This is a genomic window from Leeuwenhoekiella palythoae, from assembly GCF_020310025.1.
In the GTDB taxonomy this organism is placed as follows: domain Bacteria; phylum Bacteroidota; class Bacteroidia; order Flavobacteriales; family Flavobacteriaceae; genus Leeuwenhoekiella; species Leeuwenhoekiella palythoae.
Window position 1 is genome coordinate 227,238 of record NZ_CP084318.1, and the last position, 23,338, is coordinate 250,575.

General features: G+C 39.9%; 14 protein-coding genes and 1 pseudogene. 1 reads left to right on the forward strand and 14 read right to left on the reverse strand.

All coding sequences use genetic code 11. The features are described from left to right. From LDL79_RS00920 to LDL79_RS00965, 10 genes and pseudogenes are all read right to left on the reverse strand, one after another. Window positions 1-1,227 (reverse strand): TolC family protein, encoded by a 1,227-nt coding sequence (locus LDL79_RS00920; protein ID WP_225598809.1) that lies wholly within the window; start codon window positions 1,225-1,227, stop codon window positions 1-3. Then, window positions 1,224-4,962 (reverse strand): annotated as a pseudogene (locus LDL79_RS00925) (efflux RND transporter permease subunit). Before LDL79_RS00925 ends, LDL79_RS00920 begins: the two are co-directional and overlap by 4 nt. A gap of 211 nt (window positions 4,963-5,173) precedes the next feature. Continuing rightward, window positions 5,174-5,599, reverse strand: a complete 426-nt coding sequence (locus LDL79_RS00930; protein WP_225598810.1) for an HYC_CC_PP family protein — start codon at window positions 5,597-5,599, stop codon at window positions 5,174-5,176. Window positions 5,600-5,642: 43 nt separating this feature from the next. Beyond that, a complete protein-coding gene (locus LDL79_RS00935; RefSeq protein ID WP_072982680.1) occupies window positions 5,643-6,011 on the reverse strand; it encodes a response regulator in 369 nt (122 codons plus the stop codon). A gap of 14 nt (window positions 6,012-6,025) precedes the next feature. Next, a complete protein-coding gene (locus LDL79_RS00940) occupies window positions 6,026-6,766 on the reverse strand; it encodes an Hpt domain-containing protein (protein WP_072982682.1) in 741 nt (246 codons plus the stop codon). A gap of 39 nt (window positions 6,767-6,805) precedes the next feature. Beyond that, complete coding sequence (locus LDL79_RS00945; RefSeq protein ID WP_225598811.1) at window positions 6,806-10,411, reverse strand: PAS domain S-box protein; 3,606 nt, start codon at window positions 10,409-10,411, stop codon at window positions 6,806-6,808. A gap of 113 nt (window positions 10,412-10,524) precedes the next feature. Further along, on the reverse strand, window positions 10,525-11,772 hold the full coding sequence (locus LDL79_RS00950; protein WP_225598812.1) for an ATP-binding cassette domain-containing protein: 1,248 nt from the start codon (window positions 11,770-11,772) through the stop codon (window positions 10,525-10,527). A gap of 9 nt (window positions 11,773-11,781) precedes the next feature. Then, complete coding sequence (locus LDL79_RS00955) at window positions 11,782-12,759, reverse strand: NAD(P)H-quinone oxidoreductase (RefSeq protein ID WP_225598813.1); 978 nt, start codon at window positions 12,757-12,759, stop codon at window positions 11,782-11,784. 164 nt (window positions 12,760-12,923) lie between these two features. Next, entirely contained in the window at window positions 12,924-14,330 is a 1,407-nt protein-coding gene (lpdA, locus tag LDL79_RS00960) for a dihydrolipoyl dehydrogenase (protein ID WP_225598814.1), read from the reverse strand. Between the two features lie 64 nt (window positions 14,331-14,394). Further along, the gene (locus tag LDL79_RS00965; RefSeq protein ID WP_225598815.1) at window positions 14,395-16,206 is read right to left on the reverse strand and encodes a hypothetical protein; all 1,812 of its coding nucleotides are present in this window, start codon (window positions 16,204-16,206) and stop codon (window positions 14,395-14,397) included. A gap of 432 nt (window positions 16,207-16,638) precedes the next feature. Between LDL79_RS00965 and LDL79_RS00970 the strand changes: the two genes are divergently transcribed. Continuing rightward, window positions 16,639-17,379, forward strand: coding sequence for a hypothetical protein (locus LDL79_RS00970; RefSeq protein WP_225598816.1), 741 nt, complete (start codon window positions 16,639-16,641; stop codon window positions 17,377-17,379). A 1,059-nt stretch (window positions 17,380-18,438) separates the two neighbouring features. On the opposite strand, the gene LDL79_RS00975 is transcribed toward LDL79_RS00970, so the two are convergent. The 4 genes from LDL79_RS00975 to LDL79_RS00990 form a co-directional block, all read right to left on the reverse strand. Continuing rightward, window positions 18,439-18,753, reverse strand: coding sequence for a hypothetical protein (locus tag LDL79_RS00975; RefSeq protein ID WP_225598817.1), 315 nt, complete (start codon window positions 18,751-18,753; stop codon window positions 18,439-18,441). A 313-nt stretch (window positions 18,754-19,066) separates the two neighbouring features. After that, a complete protein-coding gene (locus LDL79_RS00980) occupies window positions 19,067-19,648 on the reverse strand; it encodes a hypothetical protein (RefSeq protein WP_072982695.1) in 582 nt (193 codons plus the stop codon). A gap of 187 nt (window positions 19,649-19,835) precedes the next feature. Then, window positions 19,836-22,457: an AAA family ATPase gene (locus LDL79_RS00985; protein ID WP_225598818.1), complete on the reverse strand. Its 2,622-nt coding sequence runs from the start codon at window positions 22,455-22,457 to the stop codon at window positions 19,836-19,838. A 252-nt stretch (window positions 22,458-22,709) separates the two neighbouring features. Continuing rightward, entirely contained in the window at window positions 22,710-23,114 is a 405-nt protein-coding gene (locus LDL79_RS00990) for a helix-turn-helix domain-containing protein (protein WP_225598819.1), read from the reverse strand. Between the last annotated feature and the right edge of the window lie 224 nt (window positions 23,115-23,338).

The window sequence follows — 23,338 nt, forward strand, 5'->3', positions numbered from 1 at the left end:
TTAGTTATTGGTTAAATAATTGATTAAAGCAGTCTGCTCATAAAAATCTTGAACAGCCTGTATTTGTTTACGTTGAAAGCTCAATTGCAATTCTTGAATATCAAGTACATCACTAAAGTCAATCGTACCGGTCTCATAACTTTTGAGTAAAATAGCTTCAGCATCTTGGGCTTGAGCAATGTTCTGTTGTTGTGCATTAAAGTTAATGCGCGCAGCATTACTATACTGTTTAGCTTCTGCTAAAAGATTTTCTAAATACTTCAAGCGTTGCTCTTTTTCCGCTGTAATGCGTTGTTGCCGAAGCTCATTTTGACGGGTAACCGACTTATACTTTGAATTGAAAATAGGCACCGAAACCGATACCATTGGCATCACGATATCTTTGCCGTTATCTGCAGGAAATAGATCTGTTCGCTCGCTGACCGGAATGTAATCAAGTCCCACACCCCATTTAGGAGCCGACTCTTGCTGGTTGAGTAATTCGGCCTGGGTGATACTTTTATACAACGCATCATATTTCAACAGCTCCGGATTGGTTTCAAGCGCTTCATTTGAATCGCTTGTTTCTAATTGCGGAATCGTCAAACTATCCACTAGTTGTATCGGAGTATCCTGAGCCACGTTTAAGGTGTTTTTAAACTGAAGGGCTGCAGCGCGTTTACGTTCGTCTAAAATCGCGAGTTGTGCGTTGAGTTCGTTTTGGCGCATTTCTAGCTTGAGTACATCTACCACCGAAGCTTCAGCCACCTCAACTGCATTTAGTGCAAGTTCTTTAAAACGGTCTAGCAAGTCCAGATTTTGCTGCACTACATGTTCTTCTGCATGGATGCCATAAAGTTGGTAATAACTTTGTGCCACCTCAAGGCTAAGCTTTCGCTTTGCGATCACATATTCCAGATATTCATTATCTGCTATAGCAGTTTGATATTCCTGTCGCTTAGCGATAGTACCAAACCATGGCAACATTTGCTTAACCGAAAAGCGCGCGCGCTGAGCTCCTACTCGGGTTTCAGGAGTTTCAACAAAATATCCCACACCAAATTCAGTATCCGGTAAGCTATTCACTTCGTTTACCTGTTCTTGTGCCAAGTCATATCGCAATGCATAGGCTTGAAGCGTGGGGTTTTGAGCTTCTGCTTGTGCGATATATGCACTTAAATCCTGAGCGTTCGCAACAACTGTTGTGCCCAGTAGGATTATGCTTGCTATGATTATTTTATTTTTCATGAGTTCAAGGCTATTTCTTTTTTCCAACTATACAACACCGGTACGATAAAGTACGAGGTGACATCAATGATCATCCCGCCAAATATGGGGATCGCCATTGGGATCATAATGTCACTACCTCTTCCGGTTGATGTGAGTACCGGCAACAACGCTAAAATTGTGGTCACCGTGGTCATCAAACACGGCCTGATGCGCTTGTTAGCTGCACGTAGCGTCGCTTGCCGAATTCCCTCGCGATCGGAAGGATTCGTTTTACTAAAAGTCTGCGTTAAGTAGGTGGCCATCACGACGCCATCATCGGTTGCGATCCCAAAGAGCGCAATAAAACCGACCCAAACCGCAACGCTCAGATTTATGGTTTTCATATGGAACAAATCTCTTAGATTCGCTCCAAAAAACTCAAAATTCAAGAACCACGCTTGACCATACAGCCAAAGCATTATAAAGCCTCCGGCAAATGCCACCACGATCCCTGTAAAGACCATAAATGAAGTGCTCACCGATTTAAACTGAAAGTAAAGAATTAAGAAAATGATGAGCAATGCCATGGGCACCACAACGGTCAAGGTCTTCTCCGCACGCAACTGATTCTCATACGTTCCTGTAAATTGATAGTTGATGCCTTGCGGAACCACCAACTCGCCGGAGTCTATCTTAGACTGAAGCACTGCTTGTGCCTGTTCTACCACATCAACCTCAGCATAACCATCTAGCTTATCAAATAAAACATACCCCACTAAAAAGGTATCTTCACTTTTAATTACTTGCGGTCCTTGCTCGTAGCGTATTTCCACCAGTTCACTGAGTGGCACCGGGTTTCCTGTTGCTACCGGAACATAAATATTCTCAAGATCCTCAGGATGTTCCCGTAGCGCTCTAGGATAACGCACCCGCACCGAATACCGCTCGCGACCTTCTACAGTTTGAGTGATGGGCATTCCGCCTACGGCAATTTCAAGCACTTGCTGCACATCTGCAATCGAAATACCATAACGCGCAAGCCGGTCTCGTTTAATATCTAAAAGCAAATAGGGTTTTCCCACGATTCGATCGGCAAAAACCGCTTCGGCTTTTACGCCTTCAACTTGTTTTAAATGTTTTTCAAGCTGAAAGCCAAACGCTTCGATCTGCTCCAAATTTTGCCCTTTAATCTTAATTCCCATAGGTGCGCGCATCCCTGTTTGCAGCATTACTAAACGGGTTTCTATAGGCTGAAGTTTTGGTGCCGAAGTCACTCCGGGAAGTTGCGTTACGCGCGCGATCTCCTTCCAGATTGCGTCAGGAGATTGAATCTCTGGACGCCAGTTGCGATAGTACGCACCCGTTTCATCTTCTATTAAATCTTCAGCCGACACCGGAAATTTCATACTAATTTCATCTGCAACCGCTTCGGTCTGAATATTGGGATTATAAGCTTTGCTACCATCTTGTAGCAAAAAATAACCTTGCTCATCCACCTTGTACCGCTGCTTACTTCCGGCTGCGTTCAACATATATTCTGGTTTGTACTGAATAATATTTTCATACATTGACAAAGGCGCGGGATCAAGTGCAGACTCAGCTCTGCCGGCTTTTCCGACAACCGTTTCTATTTCGGGAATACTCGCCACAGCCATATCGAGTTGTTGCAACACCCGTTTATTTTCTTCCACGCCTGCGTGAGGAAGCGAAGTAGGCATCAGCAAGAAAGTTCCTTCGTTGAGTGCCGGCATAAACTCCTTACCCATTTTTGAATAGATCCACGCGCCACTGATCAACAAGGTTGCCGGTAGGGCAAGAAACAAGAGTCGGTTTGCTAAAGCCCATCTTAAAATACGGTCATAAAACCGTCGTAAAACCCAGAACAGGACAAAAAATGATGTACAAATCAGGGTTACAAACAAGAGGTTTATAAAAATGCTTCGGTTGAAACCTAAAGGTCTCCAATAGGTTGCCAACAAAAAAACGATCGCTAAAACGATAATTGTGATCTCAGCTTGTTTAAGGTTTTGAAACGGAAGTTCTTTCGCTTTGCGTAAAAAGTACAGCGTTCCAAAAGCGATCAATACAAGCCCCAGCCAAACACCGAAAAACACCGCGATGCTTCCTATTAGAATTAGAAGTGCATAAACTAGGTTTTGTGTCGTTGATTTAAATTTTCATTTCTTAAAAATTAAAGCTGCAAAAGGCGGAATCAAGAAAAGTGCGATGATGAGTGACGCGGTTAATGCTGCGGTTTTAGTAAACGCCAAGGGGCGGAACAATTTACCCTCTGCACCCATTAACGTAAATACCGGAATAAAACTTATAATGGTAGTGAGCACAGCGGTAACAATAGCGCCCGAAACTTCTGCCGTGGCATTATAGATCAGGGTGTTGTATGACAGTTTTGAGTCATTTTTATCTGCATCTTCTAGATGCCGAATCATATTTTCGGTAAGAATTACGCCTACATCTACCATCGTCCCAATCGCGATAGCGATCCCGGAGAGCGCAACAATATTTGCGTCTACCTCAAAAAGCTTCATCGCGATAAAAACCATAAAGACAGCAACAGGTAGCAATCCGGAAATTAACAGGGAAGCCCTTAAGTTAAAAAGCATTACGACGATCACAAGAATGGTAATCAGGATTTCCATGGTGAGGGCTTCATCAAGTGTGCCCAAAGTCTCCTGAATTAACTGGGTACGATCGTAAAATGGTACAATGGTAAGCTGAGAGACTCTGCCATCACCTAAAGTTTTTAAGGGTAAGCCCGCGCTAAGTTCCTTGATCTGAGCCTTTACATTCGTGATGACCTCCATAGGGTTAGCGCCGTAGCGCGCTACTACTACTCCGCCTACCACCTCAGCGCCTTCTTTATCTAAAATTCCGCGGCGTGGTGCCGGCCCCATATGAACGCGAGCCACATCTTTAACACGGATCGATGTATAAGCTTCTGAGGTCACTACGGCATTTTCGATATCTTCAAGAGATTTGATATAACCCAACCCCCGCACCAGATACTCTGCTTTATTGATCTCTAGGGTTTGAGCACCAATTTCTTCATTACTCGACTTCACCGCCTTGACCAGTGCATCAAGACTTATATTGTATTGTTTTAGCAGTTCTGGGTTTACATCAATCTGATATTCCTGTACATATCCTCCTATTGATGCCACCTCAGCAACACCGCCAGCCGAAGCCAGACTGTATTTCACATAATAATCCTGAATGCTGCGCAGTTCTTGTAAATCCCAGCCGCCGGTGACGTTTCCGTCTGCATCGCGCCCTTCAAGAGTGTACCAAAAGATTTGTCCTAAACCGGTAGCATCAGGCCCCAAAGACGGATTAACCCCTTCCGGCAGAAGATTTGCAGGAAGTGAATTGAGCTTTTCAAGAATGCGGCTTCGGCTCCAGTAAAATTCGACGTCTTCTTCAAAAATGAGATAGATGCTCGAAAAACCAAACATGGAAGAGCTGCGTATAGTTTTTACTCCGGGAATTCCTAAAAGCGCAGAAGTTAAAGGATATGTAATTTGATCTTCAATATCCTGCGGCGAGCGCCCTTGCCATTTGGTAAAAACAATTTGCTGATTTTCCCCAAGATCAGGAATTGCATCCACCGCAACGGGAGCTCTCGGAATTCTCGCAATTTCTGAAATACCATCCCAATTGAAGGGTGCCGTGGCGATCCCCCAACCCAAAAGGAGGACTAAGAGTAAAAAAGCGACTAGCTTATTTTCGATAAAAAAATTTAATGCTTTGGTTGAGCATAAAAATGAGGGATATTGTGTGAAGTAAATGATTCGCGGGTAAGTCCGAGGCACTCGCGACAAATACATTTTAAATTACCGGTATAGCCTTAAGAACATAGCTTTCTAAGGTCACGCCATAAAAATGTATTTGTTAAAAACTGAAGTACAGCAGTTTTTTCGCGGATGCGAAAACCTTACATTTTAGACGAAGAATGTCTAAACAATAACTATCAAATTAAATAAACCTCGTCTAAGGTCTGAATGTCCCTGACGAGCTGAGGAGGAGTATACGCAAAGAAGTCTGTTGAAGCAGAGGTTTGCGGGGCCAAGAGCGCCGCATAAGCGTAAAAGAAAGTAGTTACAAAAAGCTGTTGCTCTAAAGAAAACGAAGTAAAACTAGGTTTCAATTCGTTCTGGCCGGCAGCAGAAAAAGTTTTGTCTTGACAGCACGACTTTTGAGTGACTTGTTGTTCACAGTCAGTGTTACTCAAAGAACTAGCCATCTGATCCATTCCGCAAGAACTGGCTTTGTTGATCACCGTGTAATCAACTAAAGTTTCGCCACAATAATGCATATTTATAGAAAACGACATTGTAGTACAAACGACCACGAATGCCAGAACTAGTGCCATTATTTGTTTTGCTACCTGCTTCATCTTGAATAGCAAAGGTATAAAATTAATAGCAAAGGTACAGCAGTCAATTTTTTTGTTGTAACGCTTTATTTATACTTTGTAACAAATCAGAAGGTTTAAAGGGCTTAGAGATGTAATCAAAAGCTCCCATAAGAAAGGTATGGGTCACTATATTCTCTTCAATTATGGAAGATAACACGATGATAGGGAGGGTAGGAAATTCGGTTTTAGACCATTTAATGACGTTCATCCCTGATGTGAAGGGCAATAATAGGTCGATAATCACTAAGTGGAAGGTGTTGCTTTTCAGCTGCTCAATGGCTGTAGTCCCATCAGCACATACACAAGTAGTATATCCGGCTTGTTCTAAACTGAGCACAATAGCTTCGGCTACCTGTTGATTGTCTTCGACTATTAGGATACGTTTTCTCACTGTACAGGTGTTTTTTAATTGTTACATTTCTTTCCATTTAATAGTTCCGGAAAATCTTGTAGAAGCGCGTATTCAATAGTTTCGTGTTCTTTTTTTAAGGCCTTGACAAGTGATGGGAGTTCCTGAGGTTGTGCGTAATGAGCGATGGTATCGCATAAGTTTGCTGCCCGTTTGCTTTGTAACATTTCATAAGACGGCTTAATTGCATGCGCGTATTGACAAACTGCTTCTAACCGATTTTCTTCAAAACTTTCAACTAAAGCATGAACTTGAGCGGGTACGGAAGTTAAAAAGATTTTTAAACTTTCCTGTATAAAGGTATCATCTCCATCGGCCAACTCCATAAGATAATCAAGATTATATGCTTGTGATGATGGGTTCTTTATTATTGCATCAAGCATGAGTAACTCCTTAATAAACTGAATATCTGCATTTCGATACGGCCTGGTAATAATTTTTTGAACGCGCAGCTTGTCCAGTCCACTATGGATGTGATTAGCTACGACAATTACCGGAGCTGAAAATCCTATTTGATCTTTTAAATAATTTAAGGTTTGTACAGCCCCTAAGGGTTTGGCAGCTTCTTCGAGCACTAAAAGTTCTGGTATACCGTTTTGTTTGATATATTGAATGGCTCCCATACCAGAAGTAAATGCCGTAACCTCCACTTCACTTTTCGCAAACTGCGCCTTAAATTGAAGTTGTGCATTTAAATCTGCTTCTACAAGAATTACACGTTTTTTTGTTGTATTCAATTTTTCAAAAAAATTTAATCTTAAAAAGAAATACTTGGTTTAAATCAAATGTATACTTTTCTTTTTAACTAATCCTTTAAGTACAGATTGAACATCGTCCATCACCAGAGGTTTTGAAATATAATCGTCCATACCATACGCCAAGCAGCGCTCCCGCTCCCCTTTTAAAGCACGAGCGGTTAACGCTATAATAGGTACGCGCTCTTCTTTAGACTCTAATGCTCTGATTTGTTGTGTAGCTTCGTAACCACTTAAAACCGGCATTTGAATATCCATAAAGATGATATCAATGTGATTCTTTTTAAAGGCTGCTACAGCCTGCTCGCCATTTTCTACTTCTATAAGCTGAGCCTTATCCAAGAGTTTATTTAGAATGGTACGCGCTAAAAATTTATTTACAGGATTATCCTCAGCGATCAAAATGTTCAAAGCAGCAGATTTTATCGCTTGGAGCTGCAAAGCATCGTTGTAAACAGTAGGTTTGTTTTGGGTAAGGTTATCTATAGTTTCGTAAAGTGTATTTCGTATAACAGGCTTTACTAGATGCCCTGAAATCTCTAATAATCTTATTTGTTTATTGATCTTACTATCCTCGGCGGAACTATGCAACAGAATAATTGGCAGTTCTTTCTGCGAAATATGAAGATCCTGTCGCACATGTTTAATAAGATCTAACCCATTCAAATAGGGCATATTGAAGTCAATAAGTGCCAAATCAAAATTAGGACCTTGCTCAAGCACCTCTATTGCATCAATTCCATTGGCCGCTTGAAAAACTTTCATATCTCTTGACTCCAACATTTCTGTAAGTATCAAACGATTATTTTTGTTATCATCAACTATCAAAACGTTGTGCACGCTTACAAGTTGCAAGGAGGCTTTTTTAATTCCTGCGCCTTTAGCGAAGGTTACTGTAAAAGAAAAGGTAGTTCCTACGCCCAACTCACTATCAACTTGCAACGAACTATTCATTAACGCCAGCAGCCTATTGCTAATAGTTAATCCCAGTCCTGTACCTCCATATTTTCTAGTGGTTGATCTGTCGCCTTGGTCAAAGGCACTGAAAATATGCTCTATGTTGTGAGGGGCTATTCCAATGCCAGTGTCACGCAGGGAAAAGGTATACACCACTTCATCATCCTTTTGTAAAGAATTATGGGCTTCCACTTTCAGCTCAATCTCTCCCCGATGTGTAAATTTTACCGCATTACTAAGTAAGTTGATTAGAATTTGTCGCAGTCGTAATCCATCGCCAATAATATATTGATTGATTGCATTGGGTAAATTTAAAAGCACCTCCAAGCCTTTTTGATGGGCTTGGTTTTTGATCATCTCTACCGAACGTGCGCATAACTCCGCAATATTAATGCGCTCTTGATTAAGACTTAGCTTACCGGCTTCAATTTTTGAAAAATCGAGAATATCATTAATTAAATCTAAAAGCGATATGGCCGATGAATATATAGTCTCTAGATACTTCACTTGACTTTCAGAAAGTTGTGATTTCAAAAGAATATCTGCGAAACCTATAACTCCATTGAGCGGTGTACGAATTTCATGACTCATATTAGCCAAAAATTCCGATTTAAATTTGTTGGCTGTTTCCGCTCGTTCTTTAGCAGTAATCAAGGATTGCTCCATACGCTTTAGAGCCGAAATATCAGTGGCTATTTTTAAGTAGCCTTTAACAGCCCCATCTTCATTTTTGACCGGAGTCACAATGAGTTGAACTGGCAAAAGTTTAGTATTTTTTTTAAGCAGATTCCATTCTTCTGAGGTTATAATCCCTTTATTTAATTTAAAGGTAAACACCTCTTCCGCTGATATCTCTTCCCCATATTCCTCGCTTAACAATGCCGTATACGTTAAGAGCTCTTGTTGCAGGAAAAACAATTCGTGATACTTATGCCCGATGACTTCATCTGCTTTGTATCCCAAAAGGTTTTCAGCTCCTTTATTAAACCTTTTAATACGATGGTTCCGGTCGGTTTCCACAATGATGATCTGAGATGTCGCTTCTAGTAAAGCTTGATGATCTAGTAAACTTTCTTCTAAAGCTCTTTTATCAGCCTTAGATTCGGTTAGATCAACAACTTGTCCTATAATAGAATAAATGTTTCCTTCACGATCATAAAGCGCAGATACGGTTAGCACACACTCAACTATGCTCCCATTTTTATGTATATAGCGTTTATCTACTTGATAGGTAGAAATATCTTTAGCTACCAGTTTTTTAAGAAGCTCCTGATCCTTAAACAGATCTTCAGGATGTGTGAAATCGGCAAAGGTTAATTGTAAAAACTCTTCCTTGGTGTAGCCGATAATTTCAGCCAAATTTTTATTGATATTCTTCCAATTTCCCTCAAGATCTACAAGAGCCATTCCGTTAGGAGAGTATTCAAAAATACGTTTAAAGCGATAGGCATGTTCTAAGGCATTGCGTTCTAGTTTTTTCTTTTTAGTAATATCCTCTACCTGAGTTATGATTAAGCGATTTTCAGAATTTATTTCTTTTACTAAAGAGCAGGTAATATTACACCATAAACTTCGGCCTGATGTATGCCAGAATTCAGCCTCAAAATTGTAACTATCTATTTCTCCTGCGAGTAATCGATCGCGCTCTAATAAAGCTTTAGCTAAATATTCTTTTTTTATTACATTTTTGATGGTATACGATTTAACCTCTTCGGCAGTGAGTTTGGTTAAACCAAAAATTTCTTTAGCAACTGCATTGGTTTGCTGTATCGTATTGGATCCATCAATTAATATAATTCCCAATGCAGAATTTTCAAAAACCTTTTGAAAACGCTGTTCTGTAGTAATGATAGATTGCTCCTGTTGCTTTTGCTGTGTAATATCCTGAAACGCACCATATACCCGCACACAAGTATCGTTTTTGAATTCAGCTTTCATAAAAGCACGAACCCATTTTTCCTGACCTGTGGCCGTAATTATTATATACTCTCCATCATTAGAAATGCCTTGCTCCACACATTTATCAAAGGCCTCCATAATACGATCTCTACTCCACCCTTCTTTATAGAAGGCTATAGCAGTTTCCAATTGAGGAAAATAATCTGTTGGCACATCATGTATCGCTTTAGTAACATTAGTCCACTTTACGGTTTTTGAAGCTACATCGACCTCCCAACCACCTACCAGAGCCAATCTATTAGTTGCTTCATAGATCTCATTAAATTTTTGTAACTCACGGATCATATCGCGATCTAGCTGTGGGGCTTTTCTCCCCTCATCCTCATTCAAAAAGCGAATAAGGAGATGCCTCTGACCATTAGAATCGGTATGCCGCAAATGTTGTCCGGTTATTCGCTGCTTCGCTCCTTTACTATTTCTAAAATAAAAATCATGATTAGCTTGATCAAGGCTTGTTTGCCTAATATCATTGAGCAGTTGCAAACTTTCCTGAGGTATTACATGCTCCCATAAATCTATCGGAGCGTGGGCTGTTGAAGAGGTGTAACCCATTGCGGCCCAAAAGGAAGGGCTCACAAAGTAGTCAGCATGAGTATGAAGTTCTGAATAAAAAATTCCTAGGCTAGGTTGACTGTGTAGCCATTCGGAAAGTTCATAACTTTCTGAACATAATTTATGAAACTTCTGCGCTAACGCGGTATTTGTAATCATTTGAACTGAGTTGGGAAGATCTAATGCACAAAAATTACGCGCATTCGTCCTGCATTAAAAATACGGGAATTAAGCACACCAAAATGCAGATTTTTAAAATTACTTATATAATTTTATGAACTTCTAATTTTTGCAGTATATCCGGCAAAATCACAATCATCTTGTACAAGTAACAACTCATTGAATAGTTCTAAACCAACTTCCTCTTTATGGGAAACATAAAGCACGCTGGTACTACCGGAAGCTGCAATTTTGTTGATCAAGGAAACTATTAAGGCCGCTCCGGTCTCGTTTAGTGCGGCAGTGGGTTCATCTAAGATCAATAACGGCGGATGTTTTATCATCGCCCTGGCGATTAAAATCAGTCGTTTTTGAACCTCGTTTAACGTTCTGAAACGGGCTCCGCTCAACTGTTTTAGCCCAAGAAGTGCCAACCATTCTTCAGCACGCGCTTGTTCTAAAGTTGTGGGTTTTTGATATAAACCAACGCTATCATACAATCCCGAAATGATCATACTTTGCACATCGTGCATTCCGTCAAAACGCTCCGTCATTGCTGAAGTGAAATAGCCTATTTTCTGTTTGATTTCCCAAACCGTCTCTCCGCTTCCTTTTTTCTTTCCAAAAAGGTATAATTCTTTACCATAACCTTTGGTACTGTCGCCGGTTACCATAGATAGCAAGGTAGTTTTACCGGCTCCGTTAGGACCTTTTAAATGCCATGAGGTCCCGCGATTTACCGTCCACGTGATATCCTTCAACACCGGTTTTTCATCAAAAGAAACTGAAACATTTTTAAATGAAATAAGTTCGTCTGGCACATTCTCAAAAGCCTCTAAAGGCTCCGGCAACTTATGTTCCTGATTTATGGAAACTGAAGTATGCTGTTCTGTAACTAAATCTACCTTTACAAATTGGCCCTCTTGATACGTCAAGCCTACCGTGCAACATGGAAGCACCTCATCACTTCTGCGAAAAAGCTGAAGCAATACGGTACTTTTAGCTAATTCTTGTAATTCTGTTTTTAATGATGCCACGCGTTGTACATCAAGAGCATCAAAAGGATTGTCTAATATTAGAAAGTCGGGATTCTGAGCAAGTTGGTACGCGAGCAACAAGCGTTTACGTTCTCCGCTGGATTTTGTTATTAGAAGGTCTCCATCTTTGGTCAGTACCGAATTACCGTGACGATATTCTTCGTCTAAATACGCATCGAGTGTGTGATTAGAAAACACCAAACCAAACGCCCCCGCTTCTTCTTTCAGCCACGCTTGATCTTTTAATTCGTTAAGTTGTTGTTTACTCAAGGGAGCGTTAGAAGTATCTATCGCATAATGAGTTTGTTTATTAGTATGGGTCATCGCAATATTTTAGTGCTGTGATTCTAGAATAATTTTGCCTATGTGGTCACTGTCTTCCATAAGCTGATGGGCTTGAGCAGCCTCTTCAAGAGGGTACACGCGGTACACTTCTGGTTTAATTTCGCCTGAAGCTAGTAGTGGCCAAACAGTCTGCGCAACCTCTTCTGCAATCTGTTTCTTGACGGAAATAGACTGTGGTTTTAATAAGCTTCCGGTTATTAAGAGCTGTTTGCTCATCACCGTCCATAAATTAATAGAAGGCGTTAAGCTTTTCATTCCGTTGATATATACAAGCCGACCATTTTTCTGCAGTATATTCAAGTTTTTCTGGGTGTAATCACCGCCAACCATATCCAGAATCACATCGATTTTCTCTTCGCTAAAAGCCTGTTCAAAGTCCGTTTCCTTATAATTAATCACCTTAGCCAAGGCGTGTTTTTCAATAAACTGCACTTTCTCCTGAGTTCCAACAGTGGTATACGTTTGTAAGCCTAAAGCTTTGGCGATTTGCAACCCCATAACTCCAATTCCGCTTGTGCCGCCGTGAAGGAGTAAACCTTCGCCTTTTACCGCTTTGGCCTGCTGAAACACATTAAACCAAACTGTAAAAACCACTTCAGGAAGTGCTGCTGCTTCTATAAAACTTAAACCTTTAGGTATTGAAAGACATAAACGAGCATCAACGTGAATGTGCGTCGCATAGCCACCACCGGCAACCAAAGCGCAAACCGCATCACCAATTTTAAAATTTTCAACCGAAGCACCTACTGCGGTAATAGTCCCTGAAACCTCTAATCCCGGTATTTGTGCTTTTGGAGTATCGCCGCCATACGCATCAGGATTCTGACGGGTAAGAATATCACTGCGGTTGACGCCAGATGCTTTTACCGCAATACGCACCTCATTAGGTTCTAGTACAGGAAGCTCAAGATCTAGCAGCTGCAAAACTTCGGGACCTCCGGCTTGAGTTATATAAATCGCTTTCATAGTTGTTAGGTAAACTTGATTGACCTCTACAAGGTATTTGTTGAGATCAAATTTTTAATTTAGAGGCATCCCTAAAGCTTTCGGGACGGAGTAGTAAACCCTTTGGCGGTGCCAATAAAAAAACCCTTTTCAGTTGAAAAGGGTTTTAATGAATTCTAATAGTATTAGATATGTAATGCTCTATCTTCAGTAGCAGCGAGCGCCGCTTCTTTTACTGCTTCGGCATACGTAGGATGTGCGTGCGACATAATCGCTATATCTTCGGCACTAGCACGGAACTCCATAGCAGTTACACCTTCAGCAATCAAATCGGCTACACGAGCGCCCACCATGTGAACTCCTAGCACCTCATCCGTTTCTTTATCTGCAAGAATTTTTACAAAACCATCAATATCACCAGAAGCTCTAGAGCGCCCTAATGCACGCATAGGGAATTGACCAGATTTATAAGCCGTACCCGCTTCTTTCAATTGCTCTTCAGTTTTACCTACAGAAGCAACTTCAGGCCAAGTGTATACCACTCCCGGAATCAAATTATAATCGATATGCGGTTTTTGACCAGCTAATGTTTCCGCAACAAATACGCCTTCTTCTTCCGCCTTATGTGCTAGCATCGCGCCACGCACGACATCACCGATCGCATAGATATTATCAACAGAAGTCTGCAAGTGTTCGTTGACTTCCACTCGACCACGATCGTCTGTTTTAAGACCAACCGCATCAAGATTCAACCCGTCTGTATAGGCTTTACGTCCCACAGAAACCAAGACATAATCCCCTTTAAATTCTACTTCTTTGTCTTTTTTATCGGTCGCTTTTACGATCACCTCGTCACCATTGCGCTCTACAGCGCTCACCTTATGTGAAGTATTGATCGCCATTTTTGACTTCTTCAGCACTTTGGTCAATTCTTTACTTTGCGCGCCATCCATAGTTGGAATGATGCGATCTAAATATTCAACCACAGTTACTTCAGAACCTAAGCGTTTATAAACTTGGCCCAATTCAAGGCCAATTACACCACCGCCAATAACGATAAGGTGTTTCGGTATTTCTTTAAGTTTTAAGGCTTCGGTTGACGTGATGATACGTTCTTTGTCAATATTTATAAACGGAAGACTTGCAGGTTTACTTCCGGTCGCGATGATGGTATATTTTGCTTCAATCTCCACATCATCCCCTTCCGCTACTGCGATATGAATATGGGTTTTATCCTTAAAACTACCTACACCCTGATAGGTATCGATCTTGTTCTTGCTCATCAAAAACTCGATTCCCTTAGTAGTTTGCTCCACTACGGAAGCTTTACGCCCCATCATTTTCTCTAAATTGATCTTTACCTCGCCCGGAATCTCGATCCCGTGCTCTTCAAAATGTTTAACCGCATCCTCATAATGGTGCGAAGAATCTAACAAGGCTTTAGATGGAATACAACCTACATTTAGGCAGGTACCGCCCATAGTTGCATATTTCTCAATGATTGCTGTTTTAAGACCCAACTGGGCACAGCGAATGGCAGCCACATAACCTCCGGGACCGGAACCAATGACCACAACGTCGTATGTACTCATAATACTGATTTCTGTTTAAGAAGTATAAAGGTACGACAGTTAAAAAGGGTGTGCAATTGTAGTTTTAAAAATCAATGACAGAAAATGTGAATTCTAGATCTATATCCGCTTTTTGTGTATTACCATTATCACTGTCCCCTATATTGACTTTAAAACCTGTAGTTTCACGATCATAATACGTGATACCGGGATCATCATAAGATGTACCGCCACAATTACCTCCGCAATCAATATTTGCTAAATTAATTACATAATTGGCAGAAGCTCTTGCAGATGTAAATGTAACTTGATAGTCTCCTAAATTAAGTCTTGTCACCGTTGCTCCAGTAATTTTTATGGCTGTTCCATTTGCTTGAACTAATCCTGCAGCAACAATTTGTGGAATACCAGATATAGATTGCCAACTTGCATTACCATTAGCGTCAGAAGTTAATACCCTCCCCGCACTTTGAGTGCCGTCAACAATTCGAACATTTCCATTTATGTGTAAATTTCTAGAAGGAGAATTAGTACCGATACCTACTCTGATATTACCTGTTTCATCACCCAACGCAATAGTGTTACCATTAGAAATATTAACCCCATTTCCAATTGCTACCGAATTAACACCCCCTGCAACCGCACTAGTACCTATTGCGATGGCATTATCTGATTTTGATTGTGCCTTATTACCCATCGCAATGCCACTTGCATTTGTTGTTTTAGCTTGGTAACCTACGGCTAAAGATTCATTTCCTGATGCGTCAGCCTGGGTACCAATACTGATGGTATGGTTTGACTGCGATGTCGCTTGATTTCCAATGGCGATCGCTGATAGGGCCAAAGTAGAACTTTCTACTCCTAAAGCTGTTGAGCCATCACCTTGAGCACTAGCTTGATTTCCTAGTGCTAGACCATTAGTATTATTTGTGGAAGTATCGTTACCTATAGTAATCCCATTAGGTCCATTAGCGTTAGCACGAAGACCTATTGCCAGAGCCCCTCCTCCTGTAGCTTGGGCTTCATTACCTGCAGCTATCGTATTATCTGAAGTAGCATCTGTAAGTGGACCTAAAGCAATTGAATTACTTCCTTGACTATATGCATTCGCCCCTACCGTGATATTGTTAAGACCTAATCCTGAAGAATATGCGCCAAAAACTATTGCCTGTTCTGCGTCTGCCTGACTACTCCGTCCTATTGCAATGGCTCTTGTTGCGGTTGCAGAAGCGTAATAGCCTAATGCAGTACTTTCTACTTCATTAGCATTGCTAGAATTACCTATGGCAATAGCTTGATCAGATTCCGCTGCGGCATAACCTCCAAGAGCTAAGGTATAACCTGTTTTTGCCTGAGCTCCTTCTCCTACTGCAAAAGCACCATCTCCACCAGCATTTGCACTTTCACCAATAGCGAAAGCACGCTGCCCTGTAGCGCTTGAAGAATACCCAAGATTCACTGCTCCATTAGTCGCAAATCGACCAATTCCTACATTATTAACTCTAAAATTCAGCGGCTGCCCATCGGTAGTACCTAAAAAATTTGTTGAAGAATTTGTACCACTATTCCCTGTTAACGCCCAATTGTTACCTGAAGATGCTGCAGCTTTCATCGCCGTCCACGTACTTCCATTCCAGTAATAATAGCCAACACCGTTTCCTCCAGTTACTGAAGCATTTGTGTTGTAGATCATCAAACCATTGGCATTGATATTTACACCATCAATGCTGTTATTTGAAACCGAGTTTAAACTTATTCGAGGAGCGATGAATCCTTTAGCGCTTGACGATAAATCTAAAATACTTGACGGGTCTGGTGAAGTTGTCCCAATTCCTACCTGTGCTGATGCAACAAAATAAACACAAAGAAAAACGAACGAGAGTATGAGTTTTTTCATAAAATATTATTTGAGGCGCTGCAAAAATAATTGTTAAATCAATTTAGTCAACTGTTAAACAGTTATTTAACACAAGTAAAAAACAATTCTTACAAGTACGTTTTTCACCCTCATTTTTTTGCTTTTTATCGAAAAACAATGTTATACACCCGTAATTTATGTTTGTATCAGAGGATTTGAAGTTTGAGCATTTATGCCATTAAGATCTACGCTAGCGCAGCAATTCACTTGTACCCTTTAACCAAATTTTATAAATTATTGAATATCAATGTTATAAAAAACCCTTTTTGGAGATATAGCTGTATCTTAGTTCAATATAATGCTCCCACAGTGAGTCCACACTCACCCCACACTAAATCCACACTTTCCCACACTTATTGTGGGTCAGTATGGGAGTATTGGGGGAGCATTATCAACTCAAGTGTAAAGATTATGGCGTATTTAGATTCTAAACTGGGTATTGTAGGCCGTGTAGGCCCACTCGTATTTCGAAATGTTAACGGAAAAACCATCGTACAGGCCAAGCCAGAAAAAACGGGCAAATTCCCAGCGGGACGTTCGCGGCAAACGGCGACCGATTTTGGGAAGGCCTCCCAAACCACCAGTGCTTTGGTGCGAGGATTACGACCTTTTATTGGCACCCATTATGACCCACAATTTTTTAACCGGTTTCGCAAAGCGGTGTATCAGGGGATGAAAATGAACGATAGCTTGCCTCAGGGCCGTCTGGATTTGTGGCAGGGAGAACCCACCGTATTGGAAGGGCTAGAAACTGACCTTAAACATCAGTATCCGCAGTACGTACAGCTGCCCGGCTTGCAGTTAAGCCTTGAAGCGGGAACTCTGCATATCAACATACCTGAATTTAAAGCCAACAATAACCTCCTCTATTGGCCTTCAACGGCCGCCGAGGCCGAACTCTGCTACTGGGTGAGCGTCTATGATTCGAAGACGTACCGGCTTTTAAGGTACGAACTCTTTCAAGTCCCTATCCCACACAAATCGCGAAGCATCCCTCCTAGCCGTTTTACCGCTACGGCACTGCCTCCCGAAACTTTGGTTTTGGTCACGACGGGGGTGCTGTATTATACTGCAGCCACGCGTTTGGGCAAAGTAGGTATGAATTCAAAAGCCTTTAATCCAATGCAGGTGCTGAAGGTGTTTAAGACTTAATTTTTTAAGTAAAAACTTTAAAAGCTTCCTTAGACTATTTTCTTACAGTCAGAGAGAGGTTTAAAGGCATTAGTGTTTAAAATTGTAAAACATTTGGAAAGGTGTTTTACGTCGCCATGGTATGTTCATTTTCTTTGCTTCTCCAAAGAAAACGAACCAAAAGAAAAGAGCCTTGTTCTTAGGCATTTTTGCCTTACCAGGCAAAACCGCAAGAAGTCCCCTAAATTTTCTCCAAGGCTTCGAAAATTTTTAACGGGGACTTCTTTCTATGCTGAAGAAAAAGAACACTTCTAAAGTATATTCCTGCAAAGAAGAATAATTCTAAAAGGGTCTAACTGTGTATTCTGAACCTAGAAATAGCCCTCTGTTTAGTCAAGATGTTTGAATAATTTAGACGCTTATTTTCAAAAAAACATAAGCAAACTCCCATTTCCTTAGGAGAAGGGTTGGGGATGAGGACAACTTTTAACGGGGCACCGCTGCTATACTGACCAAAAGGAAATATGCTATACGATATTTCTGCAAAGAAGAATAGATCAATCAAGGTCCAACTGCGAATTCTGAACCGGGGGGAGAACTATTCATTTACCCTACGGCTTTGAGCAATCTATTTATTGCTCGTCAGGAGAATTAATAGAACACTGAGAAAGACAATTGATACGCCAGTAACGGTCTATCAGGAGGTTGTCGTGAAATTTGAAGTGAGCGGAACGTCGCAGGCGGTTCTGTTTGAGGCCGGTGGGCCGGCCGAGTTAAGCGCATGCAGTGCAGCGAACACTAAATTTAGAGCACCTCCTGTGAGCCTAGATTTTTTTGGTTCGTTTTTTCATCGATGGAAAAAATGAACAGGAACAAGAATAGAAGTTATAGGTTCTATATCATCTTCTGTTTATTTTCTTTACTCGCGTGATTTCTATTTCACGGGAGCTCGTAAACCTCAAACATCAAAAGTTCTTAAGGAAGTAATACATGCACGCGATGCAATCGCGCGCGAACAGTGGTTTTTTAGTAGCGTCAAATGTCCAAGACTTGCGGGAGCGGAACCTTAGTCTTTTCTCTTTATTTCATGAATAATTTCAGTTCAATTTCCTCACGGGCTGATCGCTCAATTGGCCTCAATTTTTCATACTCATCTAAATAGCCAAAGAAGTAAAGTCGTTCGTTTAACGTCATTCCTTGTGTTATTCTTTTAATCGAATCTTTTAGTCTCCAAAATTCAGTTTCGAACGTGTCTTCATCTGAATTTTTTGGAAATGACCAACCGAAATTTCGTCCTTGCTGATTTAGCCATTCTATAAGTTGTCTGTAGTCTTCTGGTCGCTGACTGTCAATTATGTGTAAAATCGTATTGGCTTTATCTAAATAAGTGTTCACGTTCTGGGGTCGGACTCCTTCTTCACCAATGTTCTCTATGTTGCAAACATATGACTTCAAACTATTCGCTATGTCTTGATGGTAGGTCAATTTACATTAAGCATAATAATACAAAACATATGGTTATCGATACTGTCACTTCGAGTGCCGGACGAGGTCTGCGACCGAGACCGGTGTATCGAGAAGCTTTCTTAGTTGAGAACTTTTTTGTTTACCTGCACCACAAGTCAAAGACTTGCGGGAGCGGGGGGTCCATACTGTGTTCCCATTATGCAACGGGACAGGATGTACCGGCCGCATGAACACTTAGTTATTAGCAACTGTATTTTATAAATTCCTCAATTCCATTTTCAGAATGTAAATCGAAAGATTGGCATTTGTACCAGTCGATAGCCAGAAAATTATAAGTCTCTACAAATTCAGAAAGTCCTTTTTTGAATTTACTTTCCAGTTCTTCGTTTTCTATGCGGCCAGTAGTCCAAATATATTTTAGTTTTCCATGCGCTTCGTCCAGTAAAATAGCGAACTTATTTGAGCCAAATCCAAACGGAACTTTTTCTCCAGTTAAATGTCCAACATTCTGATAAACCACTTCTTTAATTCTCTGCATTCCATTTTTCTCAAAAATTTCCGCAACAGATTTAAAGTCAATTTTTTTATCAATCGTCTTGATCGGTATTTCACCGATTACGGTTATATCCGTAAATCCATAACCGTCAAAATGTTCTTTTCCAAATTCGTTGATTCTATGCGACTCCTTGTTGATGAATTCCAAATTGTCTTTTGGAAGTAATTCAATCATTAAATAGTCATCTTCCCACATATGCAATACGTTAGCAAACTCATATGGCTTTTGCTCTTTTGGTTTAATTTCGAATAGTTTTCGCAGGTTCATTCTCAAATTGTTGCTAACGGCAGTAGGCTACAAAACTACCTGTTTATGTTATAACAGTAGTTGAAGTGCAAGCGATATGCAACAATGAATTGTTCCGCTCGATCTCCAAGCTTCGGGAGGCTTATTTGAGTAAGTAGTATTATGTTCTACAGTCTTGTACAACGGTTATTATTGGTATGGGCTGGGTTTATTTATTTATTTCCTTTCGTTTTTCTTTAATTTCTTTATTAATCTCATTGAATCTCTGAATTTCTTCATTTAGATTTTCCAAACTTGGTTTTTTGAAAGAATATTTATCGCTATGAGAATGTCCTTCCATATATCTACAGCACTGATAGAAACTGTCAAGAACTTTCTCTCTTAACTCGTTATTAAAAATCACAGTACCTAAACTATCTACACTTACTCTTTCTTCAAATCTTTGGACAACACCATTGAACAGGCCAAAAACAACAAGAGTCTCGTAACTAGTTCTTAATGCAGCAAAACCATTTTTTATTTTATCCTCTCTAATTTCAGGTGGCGACTTCTTCGCTTCAGTGTAGTATTCTTGAGCTTTACCTGATGTTTTGTATCCTTTTTCAAATGAAGGAGTGTTATTTAACCAAATTGTACCTGGTTGATTGCCGTCTCCGTTCTCAATCCAATGGCATTGGTAGATAATGTTTAAATCCTTACAATGGCCGATTAAGGATGAAACGAACACCAAATCGTGTGTGAAAACGACAACTTGTTTTTGTAAAGATTCATTTACAAGTCGTTCTGCAATTTCACTTTTTCTTTTTTCATCCAATGAAGTAACAGGGTCATCAAAAATTATCCCTTTGTTTATTTCCGATAACTGCATTTCTGCAAGAAAATCTGCAATTGCAATTACCTTTTGCTCTCCCTCACTTAAAACAGCATTTGGGTTTGTTCCTTTTAACTTAAGTTGCCTGTACGATTTACCTGCCGAACCTGTGTGATTAATGTCAATTCCGAAATTTCCATTGAGTTTTTGACATTCTTCATTAAAAACATAAATGTATTTTTGGTTGAAATACTTGTCAGATAAAGTTTTTTCAGTGTCTGTAATTTTACGTTTTGCAAAGTTGGCTTTGGCTGCTTTTTTAAGCCAAACCTGATTATTAACGTAAGTTTCAAACTTTGAAAAATGGGTATTGAATTTCTCTTTGTGTTCCAAAAGCGTTTTTGCGTTCAGCAATTTAGCTAGCTGTTTTGCCTGTTCGTCTTCCTTAATGACCTTGATTGACTCGTCAATAGCCTTTTCAATATTGGTGTGTTGTACCATACTGATTTTTTTCTCCTCTCTTTCGTTTGCTGTATTGTTTTGAATGTCGGAAATAATGTTTTGAGCAAGCGCTTTCTGTTTCGATAGTTTTTTCTTTAGCGCCTCTAACTCATTGGGATATTTTTCGGTCAGCCAAACTGTAAGAGTATTGTCTTTCGGAAACAGGTCAAAGTTTAGTTTCTCAAATGCTTGTTTTACTTTTGCAAGTGTTTCTTGGGCTTTCTTTGCGTTTTCTTCTGCTACACTCTTAATGAATTGCCAATAATTGGTAATCAGATTTTCGGCTTCTCCTGAAAGTGGTTGCTGACAAAGTATGCAATTGTCTCCATTTTCGGGATAAACTCCATTTTCTGCTTTCTGTTTTTTAGCAAACGCTTCGGCTGCTACAATGAAATTTTTCCATTCTTCTGTACCAATTCCTTCAATTTTATCGGTTTTAAAGTTTTCAATTCCTTCGGCTTTTGCTGTTGCTTTTTTGTTGACGCAATCTGTAATAGCATCTTTGATTTTTGTTAGATACCCTCCTTCAAAATATTTATTGAGGTTTTCAATTGAAGTTTTATTCTCGGCTAACTGTTTCTTTATTGCTCCAAAGTTTTTTAATTCCTTCTCTTTTCCTTTTGAAGCCAAAAGAAGCTCGTCATTTTGTTTCTGAATTTTTTCTTTTTCCACTTTATCTGCATCAGAAAAAGGAGTGTGTTTTTTCAGATCGTCAATGTTAGTTTGAGCATTTAGGTTCTGAACAATGGTTTTAATTTCTGATTCCTCATCAAATAAAGCAGAAAGATCATCTGCTGTGTTTCCTGAATTTTTGGTAGCAATGTCAGAATTTAGTTTTTGTTCAACTCGAATGACTGCATTTGTGTATTCGGCAAAGAAACTTAGCCCTGCTGGACGGAATTCAAATTCATTCTTCTCTGAAAGTTGTTTGAACACACCTTTTCCGTCAAAAACAGCAAACTGTTCAAACTCTGCATTGTCCTTCTGCGAGTACAATAAAGGAATATCCGTTTTATTGGATTTAAAGGTAAATTTTGCATTTACTATTTTATGTCCACTTTCAAGGTGAACATTTGGTAAAATATCTTCTTCTGCTTTAGAGTAGAAAGCCTTTTTTAACAACCTTACATAGCCTGACTTACCTGAACCATTAGCACCATAAATAATTGTAAGGTTTGAACTAAAATCAATAGTTTGATTTTCGCTTAAGGCATTTACGCCTTCAACATTTTCAAGTTTCGTTAAAAGCAAATCAGACTTATGATTTCCTGTACTTGCTGAATTATAGTTAATTTTAATTTCAGATTTTTCTGCTTCCTCTTTTAGTTTCAGTTCTTCAAGCAAAAAAGAATATGAAGTATCAATATCATTATCTGAAATAGCATTTCCCAACAGGATCTTTTCAGCAAGATATTTTGCCCAATAGGGAAGTCCGTTAGCGAATTTCTTTACTTCCGTTTCAAGTGTCTCCACTTGCTGTTCAACTTCTGCTATTTTGTTTAACTCTTCAGATTCCATATTAAGATCGGGTTGATGTTTTTACCTTGCTCATAACCTGTTATATCAACACTAAATATATCAATATCCCTAAAAATTCACTGGACATCAACACTTTAGCGTTAGATTTATAAAAATAGATATTTGTTTTAAAAGTGCTTTACGGAATTCCTTAAAAGCCAATAACATTATAGAAAGTAGTAAAAACCAGACATAAAAAAACCCCAAAACGCTAAAGCCTGGGGTTTAAACTAATTATTATGAAAACGCAGTCTAGTTCTTCTTCAGCAACGCTTCCAAATAGCTGACCTTATCTTTTTCTGCTTGAACCAAACGTTCGTATAGTTTTTCCTTTTCTTCATATAAAGCAACAATCTTTTCTACGGGATCAATGGTGCAGAAATAATTGTTATTGTTTGCACTATTATCTTGAAACGTGTTATTAATGATATTAAAAACAGCTTCTTCACTAAAATGACGGATAGCTTCAGGAGAAACCTTTAGAACCTCAGAAACTTTAATAAGTGTCTCTTCTTCAACATTCTCGCTTTGCTCCATATGCGACACGCTTTGCTGGCTGATGCCGAGTTCGTGCGCCAAGGCTTCCTGCTTCATCCCGCGCAGTTCGCGAATGCGGGCGATCTTTCTACCGATGTGATTGGGTTTGGTTGTGGTCATAGTCTCAAAAATAAGAATTCTTTAGTTAACCTGTCGGGTATATATACGGGTAAACTACCAGCCGTAAAGCGTAAGTTACCAAGCATACGGGTAGGATACGCAAGGCGAGCATATTACTTTTAATGCATAACACAAACCTGTATTGCCAAAAGCTATTCAAAAGTAAGACTTTTTCTCTTTAATAGGTGCTCTACCGCCCTAATCTAAAGGGATTTTAGGCAATT